This is a genomic window from Gordonia sp. LMA484 (assembly GCF_058129505.1).
Genome location: NZ_CM176700.1, coordinates 1,279,543 through 1,294,280, shown reverse-complemented (window position 1 = coordinate 1,294,280; position 14,738 = coordinate 1,279,543). Strand labels below are relative to the sequence as shown.

Here is a 14,738-nt window from a genome sequence, read left to right as displayed (position 1 = left end):
GCCGAATGTAGCCTATTTCGCGAGCAGTGCGCCGAGTGCCGCACGGTCCGGCAGATCGTCGGGTTCCAGCGTGAATCCCGACCGTACGTAGTGGAAGGCCGCACGCACCTTCTCCACCGGTACACCGGCCAGCTGCGCCCACGCGATCCGGTAGGCGGCGAGCTGGACGAACAGGGATTCGCGTCGCGCCGGTTCGGGTACTGAACCGGTCTTCCAGTCCACCACCAGCCAGCCGCCGTCGGGTTCGGCGAACACGGCATCGATCCGGCCTCGGATCACGGTCGGCCCGATCACGGTCTCGAACGGCACCTCCACCTCCGTGGGGCTGCGCTGCGCCCACCGCGAGGAGAGGAACGCGTCGCGCAGGGCGTCGAGGTCGGCGTCCGGGACGGCTGTCGCGTCGGCGGCGCCGGGGAGCTCGTCGATGTCGAGCAGCCGGGTGGCGCCGAACCAGCGCTCCACCCAGGCGTGGAAGGCGGTGCCGCGACGAGCCGTCGGGTTCGGTGCGAACGGTGTGGGACGGCGCAGTCGCCGCGCAAAAGCCCCTTCGTCGGCATCGAGTTCGACGAGCTGGCTGACCGACAGGTGCGTGGGCAATTCCACGTCGACCTCGGCCTGGTTGGTCCGGTGATGCTCGGCGAGCAACGCGACGACCTCCGACCGCCACGCGGCGATCTCCTCATCATCGTCGGACTCCTGGTGCGCTGCGTCGAACAGAGCAGGTTCGCTCCCCCTCCCGGTGTCGGAGGGGACTTCGAACAGCGCCGGGGCATCACGTTCGGCGATCGCCTCGGTGACCATGCGTGCCGCCGTATCCAGCGCGTCGCGACGCTCTCCCAGCGGGTCGGCGGGCCATGCGGCGGAGATGATCTCGTCGGCCAACGGGTTCGTCGCGTCCGCGGGCGGATCGGGGGTGTCGACGTCGATGGCCAGACCCGTCGAATCGGTCCCCGGATCGGCGATCGCCGCGGTGACGATCGTCCGGATCTCCTCGAAGAACGGCGAACCGCCGCGCGGCTTGTCCCCGGTCTCCGACCAGTGGTGCGCCGAGATCAGCAGCGATCGCTTCGCGCGGGTGAGCGCGACGTAGAGCAGCCGGCGGTCCTCCTCGAGCCGACGTTGCCCGATCGCCTCCTTGTGCTCGGTCAGTGCCACCTCGAGTTCCTTGCGGTCCGCGACCGACCGGAGGTCCAGCGCCGGGAAGCCCTCACTGTTGATCCCGTCGGCGAGATCGCCGCGCAACTCCGCCGGCAACTCCTTGGCGCTACCCAGCCATGTCGAGTCGGCGCGGCCGCCCGGGAAGATGTTCTCGCACAGGTGCGGCAGCACGACGACCTCCCATTCGAGCCCCTTGGCCGCATGCACCGTCAGGATCTGCACGCGCTGCTCGGCAACCTCGATCCGGCCGGGTTCCAGGCCCTTCTCGATGGTCTCCGCCGTGTCCAGGAAGGCCAGCAGGCCAGGGAGATTCGCACCCTGGCGGTCCGCGTAGGAGGTGACGTAGTCGGCGAAGGCGTCGAGATGTTCGCGACCGGTGATCGCGCCGCGCATCCGATGGGCCCGGATCTGGGCCTCCACGGCGACACCGATCGTGTGTTCCACGTCGGCGACGAGTTCGGGCAGCGGCTGGCCGATTCGCCGACGGAGCGACTCGAGTTGGGCCCCGAACGCCCGGATCCGGGCGAATCCCTCCGGGCTGTAGCGATGCGGCTCGCCGGGGTCGACGATGGCATCGGCGATCCCCGCCCGGTCGACGATCTCGGTCGGCAGCACCGCATCGAGGGCATCGTCGAGTTCCTCCCGCGATGCCACCACCCCGTTCGACGCGGTGAACTCGACGGCCGCGAGTTCGGTGGCGCGCCGCCACAGGGCGGCCAGGTCAGCGGCACCGAGCTGCCATCGCGCGCCGGTCAGCAGCCGCATCGCCGCGGTACCGGCCATCGGGTCGGCGATGACCCGCAGCATCGCGACGATGTCCTCGATCTCCGGAACGTGCAGCAGCCCACCGATGCCGACCACCTCGGCGGGTATGCCGCGGCTCTCGAGTTCGGCCGCCAGCGGTGCGGAGTCGTCGTTGCGCCGCACCAGGATCGCCGTGGTCGGCGGGTTCTCGCCGGCGTCCTCGGCGGCCCGATAGAGCTGCTCGACATGGTCGGCGATCCAACGTCGTTCGTCGACGACGGTCTCGGTCAGTGCAAGATCGACGGTGCCGAGCGGGGCATCCGGGCGCGGCCGCAGCACACTCACCGGGATGCCGCGGCGCCGGAGTTCCTCCGACGTCTCGTTGGCCAGCCGCAGCGCATGAACCGAATTGCGCCAGCTCGTCAGCAATTCCAGCCGGACGGCCGGCGAGGAGTCCGCCTGACGGAAGTCGTCGGTGAACCGCGGCAGGTTGGCCGCCGATGCGCCTCGCCAGCCGTAGATCGACTGGATCGGATCGCCGACCGCCGTCACCGCGACCGAGCCCTGCTGCGGGCGGTGTCCGCTGCCGCGCACGGCGGCCGGCGCGACCCCGAACAGGGTGGCCAGCAGGACACGCTGCGAATGTCCGGTGTCCTGATATTCGTCGAGCAGCACCGCACGGAATGAATCGCGCTCAGCAGCAACCACTTCCGGATTGCGCATGACGAGCTGTGCCGCGAGTGACATCTGACTGCCGAAGTCCAGGGCGGTCGCCGCACGCATCGTCTCGGCCAGCGCGATGACCATCGGGATGAGCTCGCGGCGCTCGTCGATGACGTCGCGGATCTTGAGCAACGCCTGTGTCGGTGTGTCCCGCTGACGGGGCCCCTTCGGCAGGGTCTCGATCAGGCCGTACAGGTCATCGCCGGCCCGACGCAGATCGTCGACGTCGACGAGATGTTCGGCCATCTCCCCGTAGAGCTTCAGCACCGCTTCGGTGACACTCGACGGCACCTTTGTGGTCTGCAGCTCTCCGGTCCAGTTGGACACCACCGAGAACGCCATCTGCCATAACTCGGTCTCCGACAGCAGCGTCGAGTTGGGTTCCACCGGCAACAGCAGCCCGTAGTCGGCGATGAGCCGACCCGCGTAGGCGTGGTAGGTGCTGACCTCGGGGTCGCCCCCACTCAGGGATGCCGCGATGGCGCCATCGGGGTCCCACCGCCGCAACGCCGGCGAGCCCGACAGCATCGACAGTCGCCGTCGGATGCGCGCACCGAGTTCGCTCGCGGCCTTGCGGGTGAACGTGAGGCCGAGCACCTCGTCGGGAGCCACCATGCCGTTCGCGACCAGCCAGACGACCCGTGCCGCCATGGTCTCGGTCTTTCCGGCTCCGGCACCGGCCACGACGAGCAACGGTTCCATCGGTGCCTCGATCACCGCCACCTGCTCAGGAGTCGGTGTCGGCAGCCCCAGCGCAGCGGCGATCGCCACCGCGGAGATCTGCGGACGCTGCGACGCGTCAGTCATCGATCACCGTCTTCCCACGCAGTTGGGCAGGGCAACTCGTCGACAGCGTGCAGTGGACGCAGCCGGGGTTACGGGTGGCGGCGAACATCGGCCCCACACTGGCACGCGCGGCGGTACGCACCGTCGCGATCCACTCGTCGACCTGATCCGGAGACAACGGACCCTGTACCCGCTCGGTGGCGCCGGTGTTCTTGTTGGCCGCCGAGACGTACACCAATCGTCCCCCACCAGGCTCGGTCGACCCGGCACCCTCCGTGCCGCCGAGCGCCAGCGCGAGCTGATAGGTCGCCAACTGTGCGTGGTCGGCCGCATCGGCCTTCGAGATCGCGGTCTTGGCGGTCTTGACGTCCACCACCACCGGTCTGCCCTGCCGGTCGCGTTCCAGCCGGTCGATCCGGCCCCGGAGCCGCACCGGCACCTCGCCGGGCTTCAGATCGGCGTCGGTGCCGGGCACGCGGTCGGCGGGGATGGTCGCGTCGATCTCCGCCTCCACCCCGGCCTCGGAGAGCTCGTCACGCGAGATCCGCAGCCAGTCACGGAAATTCGTCAGCATCGCCTCGGCACGCTCGAGTTCCCGCACCGAATACCACGCAGCTCCGGTGTCGACACGATCCCAGATGCCACGCAGGGCGGCGGTCACCTCGGCGGGCTCGATCTGGCCGGCAACCGCCTGGACCAACGTGTGCACGAGGTTGCCGGTCAACGCCGGCGTCCCGTCCCCGTCGCGCCCGCCGTGCCGTTCGAGCACCCACCGCAGCGAACACCGCGTCAGCGACTCGACATTGGACGGGGACAGCGTCACCGGCCCGCGGTCGGGGGTCCACAGCGCGGCCTGGGTGCTCGGGCCCGCCAGGCCGAACCAATCCTTCGGTGCCGCACCGGGAATGTCGGAGTCGGCGAGTTGCGCGAGCAGCTCGGCGGCCGCACGCGTGCGTCGATCGGCCGGCGCGCCCTGTTCGAGCCCGTCCGACCCGCTGACCACAACCGAGCGCAAGGTCGCGATCAACGACGGCAACGACAACACCCGACCGACACCGGGATCGAGAGGTAGTTCGGGTAACCCGGACTCCGCGGCCTCGACCGGATCTCCTGACGACAGTCCGTGCCGCGCCGCGATCGCATCCGCGATCTCCGCGACGAACCGCGAGGGCGATGCGTCACCGCTACCGTCCTCCACCGCGGTCACCAGCAGCCGACGTCGCGCGCGCGTGCACGCCACCAGCAGCAGCCGACGCTCGTCGGCGAGCGCCGACGTCGAACGCGCCACCGTGTCGAGCGCCTCGGGGTCGACCCCGTCGAGGAGGTCGACGAGTTGGCCGGTCGCGAGCACGCTGCCACGACTGCGCAGCGACGGCCACAATCCGTCGAGCACGCCGGCCACCGCGACGACATCCCACTCGCGGCCCGCCGCGGCATGCGCCGACAGGACGGTGACCGCGTCGCCCGCGGCGCCCGCGAGACGACTGTCCCGGGGGATCTGGAGCGCGGCGAGGTAGCGCACGAAACCCGCGGGCCCGGCGGCGGGCAGGGTGTCGACGAAGTTGGCCGCCGCCTCGAACATCGCCATCACGGCGTCGAGGTCACGATCGGCCTGTTCACCGGCCGGTCCACCACGTATCGCACTGGCCGCCCATCGTCGTTCCAGGCCGGTCGACTGCCATGCGGCCCAGAGGGTGTCCTCCACACCACGGCGCTCACGGTGCACGCGATCGGCGGCGTCGACGACCTCGAGGGCCCGCACGAGAGGTTTCGCCTCGGCTTCGGTGAGCTCGGCGACATAATGCGCTGCGGCCTCACGGTCGAGGAGCGCTCGACGCAACGCGACCAGAGAATCCGTGGCCGCGCCGCCACCTCCGCGTTCGTCGAGCCGCCGCACGCCTCGTCGCAGTCGCCGCATGGCGCCCGGGTCGGCGCCGCCGATCGGGCCGGACAGCAGTGCGACGGCGTCGTCGATGGTGAACTCGTCGGCCGCGGCGGCATCGGGCAGCTCCCGTGCCGCGACGGCCCGCAACACCTGCATCAGTGCGGCCACCGCCCGCTGCCGATGCAGCGGCAGATCACTCGTCGGTGTGGTCACCGGGACGCCTGCGGACCGGAAGGCGCGGCGCAACGCAGGCAGCGCCAGTGGCACCGACCGCACGACAACCGCCATCCGCGACCACGGTGTCTTCTCGAACAGATGAGCCCGGCGGAGCAGGTCGGCGACGGCGGTGGCCTCCTTGGCGGCCGAGCTGAACACCTTGACCTCGGCTCCGCCGGACGTGCCATCCGGCGCCCGGGAGGTAGCGTCGTCGGCGGGTGCGGGATACGGATGCGGACGAGCTCCGGGGAGCCGGGACACCAGCGCTGCCCCGACTGCCGCGATCTCGGGATGACTGCGAAACGTCGTGTCCAGCAGAATGTCCCGCTCCGATGTGGGTTCGGCGAGTCCGTCGGCGAATCGGGGGCTCGCACCCCGGAACCCATACACGGATTGATCGGTGTCCGCGGCGATGACCGTCGAGTCGGTACCGGTACCGACCAGGGTCACGAGCGCGGCCGCCTGCGGGTCGAGGTGCTGCGCGTCGTCGACCAGGAGATGGCGAATCCGACGGCGCTGGCCGGCCAGCAGTTCGGGGTCGGTCGCGAACGCCGACAACGCCGATCCGATGAGCTCGGCGGCGTCCACCGCCGGAGCGGATGCGCCGGGCGCGTCGGCACCCACCGAGCCGCGGAGCAACATGTTCTGCTCGTACTGTGCGTAGGCACGGCCCGCCGCCACCCATTCCGGTCGCCGATGTTCACGCCCGAGCGCCGTCAACTCCTCGGGTCCCACGCCACGCTCGGCCGCCCGCATCATCAGGTCACGCAGTGCCTGCGCGAAGCCTGCGGTACCGAGCGCGGGACGCAGGCGTTCGGGCCAGTGGCCGGCACCGTCCTCGACATCACCGGCGAGCAACTCGCGCAACACCATGTCCTGCTCGGAACCGGTGATCAACCTGGGCGGCGGGTTGCCATGCGCGCTCGCCTGCAGCCGCAGGATCGCGAAGGCGTAGGAGTGAACTGTCCGTACCAGGGGTTCCCGCAACGCGCGACTGTCGTCGGCGAGCGCATCCGCATCGCCGCTCGATCCGGTTCCCGCCGTGGCGGACAGCACCCGGCGGGTGATCTGCTCCCGCAGTGATGCCGCCGCACGCCGCGATGCGGCCAGCACCAGCACCGACTCGGGGTCGACGTCCGCTCGCAGCAACCGCGCGACGGCGGCATCGACGATCAGCGAGGACTTCCCGGTCCCGGGTCCACCGTGCACCCGCACCGGCGACCACGGCTGCCCCGGATCCGCCGATGCCGATCCTTCGATGACGGCGGCGACCTCGGCGGGCCAGGTTCGTTCACCGTCGTCGGCGGCTCGCGTCGCGATCAACCGGGTACGCAGTGCGGTGCCACCGGTGGCGCGGCGATGTGCGTCCACTCCGCGGTGGTCGTCACTGCGTCTGGCCATGTGACCATGGAATCACGCGCCGCTGACACCATCCGGCGAGGCGCCGTCGGACCAGACGGGCAGCCTCTCTGGCATAGATGCCGTCTATATCCACCATCGAGAGATTCGTCTTCCTCGACACCTCCCACCCTGCCGACAATGGCTCGCATCACATTCGTAGCGAGATATCCCGGAGGTCACACGCACGATGCCAGAATTCGTGGAGCCGATGACAAGCCGCCCATCCGACCCGGTCGCCACACCGCCGGCCGCGACCGCGGCGCCGATCAGCACCAAGCTGTTGATCGCGTTCCTGCTGACGTACGTGGGCTTCTGGCTCGCCTACCTGACCCCGCCGATCGTCTCCATGTCCCTGCGTATCAGTGATGTGCTGCCCGAGGGCGAACGGGCCCGGGCGCTCTCGCTCGTGCTGGGCGCCGGCGGTGTGGTCGCACTGCTGACCAACCCGATCGTGGGCGCGCTGAGTGACCGCACCCGTTCACGATTCGGCATGCGCACCCCCTGGATCGTCGGCGGCACCACCGTCTCCGTCGCCGGGTTCGGACTGCTCGCGCTGTCGAACTCGATACCCGGAATCCTCATCGGCTACCTGATCGGCATCGCCGGCGCGTTCGCGGTGCTCGCCGCGTTGATGGCGATCCTGCCCGACCAGGTGCCGGCGGACCAGCGTGGCCGAGTGGCCGGCCTCGCAGGCATGTGTGTCCCTGTCGGCGCGGTCGCGGGCGCAGCGCTCATGCCGATCCTGTCGCGGTACGGACCACTGGCGATGTTCGTCGGACCGTGCGTGTTCATGGTCGTCGGTGCGGGATTCCTGCTTCGGGTACTCGACGATCGGCGTCTGAGTCCCGAAGCCGCCGAGGCACTTCCGCGATTGACGATGTCCGCGATGGTGCGCAGCTACTGGATCAGTCCGCGCAGACACCCCGACTTCGGGTGGACGTGGCTGAGTCGGTTCCTGCTCTTCATGGGGACCGCGATTCTGGTCGGCTATCAGGTGCTCTACCTGGTGAACCAACTGCACTACACCATGGCGTCGGTCGCCGGCATCGTCGCGGTCTCCACGCTCGTCCATTACGCGTTCACCTTCGTGTTCAGCCCGATCGCCGGATCGCTCTCGGACCGAATCGGACGACGGAAGATCTTCGTGGCCGCCGGCGCATCGATCTACGCACTCGGTATGGTGGCGATCGCGCTCGCGCATTCGCTGCCGCTGTTCCTGATCGGCATGGCGGTCACCGGGATCGGTGAAGGAATCTATCTCGCAGTCGATCTCGCCCTCGTCACCGAGGTCATCCCGGACACCGACGACTCCGCCCGCGCGATGGGTCTGTTCAACGTCGCCAACACCGTGCCGCCGGCGCTGTCCCCGGCGATCGCGCCGGCCTTTCTCGCGATACCCGCGTTCGGCGTCTACACCGCGGGACCGGACGGGAACTTCGTCACGCTGTACCTGGCGTCGGCGATCTTCGCACTGCTGGGCGCCATCGCCATCCACCGGGTGAAGGGCGCACGCTGAACCCGGCGACACGGCCCGGGACCGCGGCGTTCGGCGCGGGTGCGGCAGGATGGCGGCATGACGCTGACGACGTATGCGTTCGGTCCGGACTCCACAGATGTGCCGCACGTCCTGGCCGTCCATGGCCTGACCGGCCACGGTCGACGATGGGAATCGTTGGCCACCGACCACCTGCCGGATCTGCGTGTGATCGCGCCCGACCTACTCGGGCACGGCCACTCGCCGTGGGAGCCCCCGTGGTCGTTCACCGAGCATGTGGATGCGCTGACGGAGGTGGTCGACGAGTACATACCGGCATCGGCTCGTCCGTTCGTCATCGTCGGCCACTCCTTCGGTGGCGCGATCGCGATCCGTCTCGCGCGGCGGCTGGGCGTATCGGCTGTTCGCGCGCTGGTGTTGTTGGACCCGGCACAGGGTCTCGATCCGAGCTGGGCACTGGAGGTGGCCACCGACAGTCTCGCGCACTGGGACTATCCCGACGCCGATGCCGCCCGCGCGGCGAAGCGTGGCGAGGGCTGGGCCGAGGTCCCGGAGATATTGCTGGACAAGGAGATCGAGAATCATCTCATCGGCCTCGACCAGGGCCGGGTGGGTTGGCGGGTCAGCGCCGCCGGCGCGGCGGCCGCGTGGGGTGAGATGGCCCGGGAATTCGCCCTGCCGCCTCCGGGTCTGCCTACGACGATCGTGGTCGCCGATCAGGTCGACCCGCCGTTCGTCGGTCCGGCCTTCCTGGAGGCATGCGCCGCCGAACGCAGCGACAGCGTGGAGATCGTGCACGCCGATTGCGGACACATGGTCCCGTTTCTGGAGCCACAACTCACCGCCCGCAGTGTCCGGGCAATGGTCGGGACTCGCTGACCGTGGCAGCGGTCAGCGATGCCGACGTCGAGCAGGTGCGAGCGCTCGTCGCCGCGATCCCGCCAGGGCAGGTGACCACCTACGGCGACCTGGCCCATGCGGTCGGCCTGTCCAGCCCACGCATCGTGGGGTGGATCATGCGCACCGACTCCGGTGACCTGCCCTGGCATCGCGTTGTCCCAGCATCCGGGAGGCCTGCCCCGCACCTGGCCACCAGACAGTTGGAACGCCTTGGGGCCGAGGGCGTTCCGATCGAGAACGGCCGGATCGCGCTGCGGCGCTGCCGTTGGACGCCGGACGCCTGATCGAATCGGGCTCGATGGTCTCGATACGCCCACTCACTCCGTTCGCGACTACTCGACCAGCGAAGCACAGACACTCCACCGACACACGTCACGCCGCCCGCTGGTCGAGTAGGCGCGAGCCGCCAGGCGAGCACCGTATCGAGACCGCTGGTCGAGTAGGCGCGAGCCGCCAGGCGAGCACCGTATCGAGACCGCTGGTCGGACAGCGGAATCGCTCAGCGCCGAACTGCCCGCCGCCGGTAGGGGCTCACGGCGGCCCGCATCCGCGTCTCGATGAGGTCGACGATGCGGCGGTCCGCGCCGAGCGGAGCAGCGACCGCGTCCGCGCCGTAGGTGTGCAGTCTGTTGTGAAAGAGGCCGGGCGCCAACAGATAGCTGGCGATCACCACCCGCCGCCCGCGTCGCGAGGCACGCTCCACGGCTTCGGGTACCGACGGTGACGCCGTGGTGATGAAACCGACCTCGACCCGCCCGCCGATGATCGACTCGAGCTGCCGAGCAGCGAGATGAACTTGATAGCAAGCACTTTCGTCTGACGAGCCGGCGGCGGCCAACACCACGGCATCTCCCGGCTCCCAGCCCGCCTCCACCAGCCGGAGGCGCGCCACATCGGCGATGGCGGGGTCGGGACCGAGCGCACGGGTCACCACCGTGTCCTCGCGTCCCGCGGCGGCCACATGTTCAGGGATGTCCTTGCGAACGTGATAGCCCGAGGCGAGGAAAGCCGGGACCAGCACCGCCGGTCGGTCGACGTCGGCGATCACCTCGGTAGGAGTCGGCCCGAGGACGTCGACGAACGCCGTGCGGGTGGTTCCGATCCGCTCACTGACGGCTTCCGCGATCTGAGCGATCACAGTGATGCCGTGCGGGTTTCGCGTTCCGTGCGCAACCAGCACCGGGCTGATCTCGCGCAGGCGGTCGCCGACGGGCAGTGCCGGTCGTTCGCCACGATGCCTCATTCGACGTCCTCTCCCTCGTACTCCAGGTCGACGGCGAGGCGATATCCGCGCTTCACCACCGTCTGGATCATCTTCGGGTCACCCAGGGCATTCCGCAGACGGGCCACGGCCACCTCCACGGCGTGCGTGTCAGAACTGTCGCCCGGCAGTCCGGCGAGCAGGTCCTGGCGGGAGACCACACGACCGGGTGCCGAGGCGAGCGATTTGAGCAGGATCAGGCTCGTCGCCGACAGCTCCCGGACCACACCGTCCACCACCACGGCCTGCCCCCGAATTGCTGTGTCGTGTCCGTGGACTCGCAAGTTGTGACTTCTCCGTGGTAGTTCGTCGGTGATCAGCCGGGCCAGTGCGCCGAGGCGATACCGTTTCGGGTAGGTGGTCGGGATCTGCAGGGCCTCGAGCGGCCCCGCGGTCACCGAGCCGACACACATCACCGGCACCGCAGTGCGCATCGAGTGCACGAACTGGGCGAGTTTGCCGAGCTCCTTGGCCCGGGTCAGGATCGATGCCGCGGCCGGCGCGCTGGTGAAGGTGATGGCGTCGAGATCACCGCGGATCACCGCGCCGATCATCCGATCGATCCGGTCGATGTCGGGGTGCATGTTCCAGCGGTACACCGGCACCGGCATCACCTTCGCCCCGGCGGCGCGCAGCACCGCACAGAAGTCCGGCAGCGGCTCCCACTCGGTGGTCGCCCCGTGCAGCTGCACCGCGATCCGGACACCCTCCACGCCCTCGTCGAGCAGCCGGTCGAGCACCTCCGAGGAGGACTCGCTCTCCGGCGACCACTCCTCGCGGAGCCCCGCGGCGCGGATTGCCCCCTTGGCCTTCGGTCCACGGGCGATCAGTCGACTCTTGTCCAACGCGCGGATCAGCGGCTCGGCACTGCCCCACCCGTCGGCGGCCTCCACCCAACCACGGAATCCGATGCCCGTGGTCGCGACCATCAGCTCGGGCGGGTCGGCGATGATCTCCTCGGTGACGTGCTCGAGTTCCGTGTCGTCGACCAGCGGCAGGATACGTATCGTCGGCGCGGCCATCACCTCGGCACCGCGTCGGGTCAACAGGGCCGCGAACTCCTCGGCTCGGCGGGCGGCGGTTATCCCGATGGTGAATCCCGCCAGGGGCAACGTCTCGGCGTCGTCGGCGGACGTCTGTTTGTTGTTGCTCATGAGTGAGGGAAGTACACCTCGACCATGTCGTCGATGACATGTACGGCGTAGCTGGGCACCGACATCGACTCGTCATCGAGGCAGACGCCGGTGCGCAACGAGAACACCTGCTTGCCGAGCGGGCTCGCCACGATCGGCTCACCGGCACGGTCACCGGTGACACCGCGGGAGAGCACCGCCGCACGGGCAAACGGATCGATGTTGCCGATCGCATACAGGCGGGTGCGGCCGAGGACCGCCTCGCGGTCGGTCTCCAGTGCCGGGATCCGGAACAACGCAGCCTGTTCGAACTCGGGCCCGAGGACTCCGACCCCACGGCCGACCGCAAGGTCGGCCAGCACACATGCGCGGACCCACTGACCCGGGATCACATCGGGATGGGTCACCCCACCGGGTTCGTTCGCCGTGGACTCCTGGGCGACTGTCATGTCGGCACTCCTTCACGTTCGATCGCATCGTGGTTTGCGGAATCGTCTGCCCCGGCTACGGGCATCGACGGCATGTCGAGCAGCACCGGCACCTTGCGGTCTTCCTCGCTGAAACGGATCGTCGGGTCGACCACCTCCGGTGCATTGACGAACGAGACGAACCGCTTGAGTTTTTCCTCGTCCTCGAGAACTGCGGCCCATTCGTCGCGGTAGCCCGCGACGTGGCGCTCCATGTCCGCCTCGAGTTCCGCCGCGAGTCCGAGGCTGTCGTCACAGACCACCGCACGCAGATGATCGAGTCCACCCTCCAAGGATTCCAGCCACGGCGCTGTGCGCTGCAGACGGTCGGCGGTGCGGATATAGAACATCAGGTACCGATCAATGTAGGCGACCAGCGTCCGGTCATCCACTCCGCTGGCGATCAGTTGCGCGTGCTTGGGACTCTGTCCACCGTTGCCGGCGACGTAGAGGTTCCATCCGTTCTCGGTGGCGATCACCCCGACGTCCTTTCCGCGCGCCTCGGCGCATTCCCGTGCGCATCCCGAGACACCGAACTTGAGCTTGTGCGGCGACCGAAGGCCCCGGTATCGCTTCTCGAGCAGCACCGCCATCCCCACCGAGTCCTGCACGCCGTAGCGACACCAGGTGGAGCCGACACAGCTCTTCACCGTGCGCAGACTCTTGCCGTAGGCGTGGCCCGACTCCATTCCGGCGTCGACGAGCCGGCGCCAGATCTCGGGTAGCTGATCCACACGCGCACCGAACAGATCGATACGCTGCCCGCCGGTGATCTTGGTGTAGAGCCCGAAGTCGCGGGCGATCTCACCGATCACGATGAGCTGTTCGGGGGTCACCTCGCCGCCCGGCATCCGCGGGACGACGGAGTACGAACCGTTCTTCTGCATGTTCGCCAGGAAGTGGTCGTTGGTGTCCTGCAGTGCCGCCTGCTCACCGTCGAGGATGTGATCGCTCGAGGTCGAGGCCAGAATGGATGCCACGGTGGGCTTGCAGATGTCGCAGCCCTGTCCGGTCCCGTGCCGCTCGATGAGTTCGGAGAAGGTCCGGATACCGGTCACCGAGACGATCTCGAACAGTTCACGACGCGAGTGCTCGAAGTGCTCACACAGGGCCTTCGACAGCTCGACGCCGGACGCCGCGAGCAGCGACTTGATGCTCGGCAGACAGCCACCACAGGTGGTGCCGGCACAGGTCGCCTTCTTGATGTCGGCGATCTCGCAGGCACCGTCGGCGATCGCCGAGCAGATGGCGCCCTTCGACACCCCGTTGCACGAACAGATCTCGGCGTCGTCGGGCAGGGCGTCGATGCCCATACCGGGCCCGGCCGCCGGAGCGATCAGCGCCGCCGGGTCACCGGGGATCTCCCGGCCCACCATCGGCTTGAGCATCGCGTACGCGGACGCATCACCCACCAGGATGCCGCCGAGCAGCGTCGTGGCGTCGTCGGAGACCACCACCTTCGCGTAGCGTCCGGCCACCGCGTCGTGGTAGACGATCTCCAGCGCGTTCTCGGTGGTCGCCATCGCGTCACCGAAGCTGGCGACGTCGACGCCGAGGAGTTTGAGCTTGGTCGACATGTCGGCGCCCGGGAATGTGGACTGCTCGCCGAGGAGCTGGTCGGCCACCACCTCGGCAGTGCTGTAGCCGGGGGCGACGAGCCCGTAGCAACGCCCCTCGACCGCCGCGACCTCACCGATCGCATAGATGTCCGGGTCGTCGGTGCGGCACGCGGTGTCCACCAGCACGCCGCCACGTTCGGCGACTGCCAGCCCGGCCTCGCGAGCCACCTGATCGCGGGGCCGGACACCCGCCGAGAACACCACCAGCGCCGCATCCAACTCGGTGTCGTCGCTGAGTGTCACGCGCAGCCCACCGGATTCACCGTCGGCGATGTCAGCGGTGCCGACACCGGTGTGCACCGTCAGCCCGAGGTCGGTGACCAGGGACTTCAAGACCGCCCCACCGCCCTCGTCGACCTGCATCGGCATGAGTCGCGGCGCGAACTCCACCACGTGCGGCGTCATACCCATCAGCTTGAGCGCGTTGGCGGCCTCCAGTCCGAGCAGACCGCCGCCGACGACGATTCCGGGGGCCCCCGGACCGGCGGCATCGGCCGTCGCCCGGATTGCGTCCAGATCGTCCAGCGTGCGGTAGACGAAGCACTTCTCGTTGTCGTGGCCGGGTACCGGCGGAACGAACGCGTAGGAGCCGGTGGCCAGCACGAGCGCGTCGTAGGCGATCTCGCGACCGGACGTGGTGACCACCCGATGCCCTGCGCGGTCGATGTCGGTGACCGTCTCCCCGAGATGGGTCACCACGTGCTCGTCGCCGGCGTAGGTGTTGCCGTCCAGCGCCAGCGAATCCCGTTGCCAGGCGCCGACATAGGATGACAAGCCGACACGGTCGTATGCGGGGTCGGCCTCTTCGGAGACCACCTCGATCCGCCAGGTGCCGTCGGTGTCACGGTTGCGTAGCGTCTGGACGAAGCGGTGACCCACCATGCCGTGGCCGACCACGACAACTGTCTTGGATTCGCTGGTCACTGGTAACTCCTTGATGTTTCGGCGTA

At 69.0% G+C, this 14,738-nt stretch carries 9 protein-coding genes; 3 read left to right on the top strand and 6 right to left on the bottom strand.

Translation table 11 applies throughout. The features are described from left to right. Positions 1 to 12: 12 nt before the first annotated feature. The gene (locus AC4AMJ_RS05415; protein WP_489917458.1) at positions 13 to 3,432 is read right to left on the bottom strand and encodes an ATP-dependent helicase; all 3,420 of its coding nucleotides are present in this window, start codon (positions 3,430 to 3,432) and stop codon (positions 13 to 15) included. After that, positions 3,425 to 6,913: an ATP-dependent helicase gene (locus AC4AMJ_RS05410; RefSeq protein ID WP_489917457.1), complete on the bottom strand. Its 3,489-nt coding sequence runs from the start codon at positions 6,911 to 6,913 to the stop codon at positions 3,425 to 3,427. Before AC4AMJ_RS05410 ends, AC4AMJ_RS05415 begins: the two co-directional genes overlap by 8 nt. A gap of 208 nt (positions 6,914 to 7,121) precedes the next feature. Between AC4AMJ_RS05410 and AC4AMJ_RS05405 the strand changes: the two genes are divergently transcribed. The 3 genes from AC4AMJ_RS05405 to AC4AMJ_RS05395 are packed head-to-tail and all read left to right on the top strand — an operon-like array spanning position 7,122 to position 9,592. Next, on the top strand, positions 7,122 to 8,429 hold the full coding sequence (locus tag AC4AMJ_RS05405; protein WP_489896595.1) for an MFS transporter: 1,308 nt from the start codon (positions 7,122 to 7,124) through the stop codon (positions 8,427 to 8,429). 57 nt (positions 8,430 to 8,486) lie between these two features. Beyond that, entirely contained in the window at positions 8,487 to 9,287 is an 801-nt protein-coding gene (locus tag AC4AMJ_RS05400) for an alpha/beta hydrolase (RefSeq protein WP_489917456.1), read from the top strand. Between the two features lie 2 nt (positions 9,288 to 9,289). Next, positions 9,290 to 9,592: an MGMT family protein gene (locus AC4AMJ_RS05395; protein ID WP_489896597.1), complete on the top strand. Its 303-nt coding sequence runs from the start codon at positions 9,290 to 9,292 to the stop codon at positions 9,590 to 9,592. A gap of 215 nt (positions 9,593 to 9,807) precedes the next feature. Here the strand turns inward: AC4AMJ_RS05395 and AC4AMJ_RS05390 are convergent, their stop codons facing one another. Genes AC4AMJ_RS05390 through nirB form a run of 4 tightly spaced genes read right to left on the bottom strand, consistent with a single transcriptional unit; the run spans position 9,808 to position 14,670 of the window. Further along, positions 9,808 to 10,551 (bottom strand): sirohydrochlorin chelatase, encoded by a 744-nt coding sequence (locus tag AC4AMJ_RS05390; RefSeq protein WP_489896598.1) that lies wholly within the window; start codon positions 10,549 to 10,551, stop codon positions 9,808 to 9,810. After that, positions 10,548 to 11,723: a uroporphyrinogen-III synthase gene (locus AC4AMJ_RS05385; RefSeq protein ID WP_489896599.1), complete on the bottom strand. Its 1,176-nt coding sequence runs from the start codon at positions 11,721 to 11,723 to the stop codon at positions 10,548 to 10,550. The genes AC4AMJ_RS05390 and AC4AMJ_RS05385 overlap by 4 nt, the downstream gene beginning before the upstream one ends. Then, positions 11,720 to 12,151: a nitrite reductase small subunit NirD gene (nirD, locus tag AC4AMJ_RS05380; RefSeq protein ID WP_489917455.1), complete on the bottom strand. Its 432-nt coding sequence runs from the start codon at positions 12,149 to 12,151 to the stop codon at positions 11,720 to 11,722. Before nirD ends, AC4AMJ_RS05385 begins: the two co-directional genes overlap by 4 nt. Further along, positions 12,148 to 14,670, bottom strand: coding sequence for a nitrite reductase large subunit NirB (gene nirB, locus AC4AMJ_RS05375; RefSeq protein WP_489918378.1), 2,523 nt, complete (start codon positions 14,668 to 14,670; stop codon positions 12,148 to 12,150). Before nirB ends, nirD begins: the two co-directional genes overlap by 4 nt. Positions 14,671 to 14,738 lie beyond the last annotated feature (68 nt).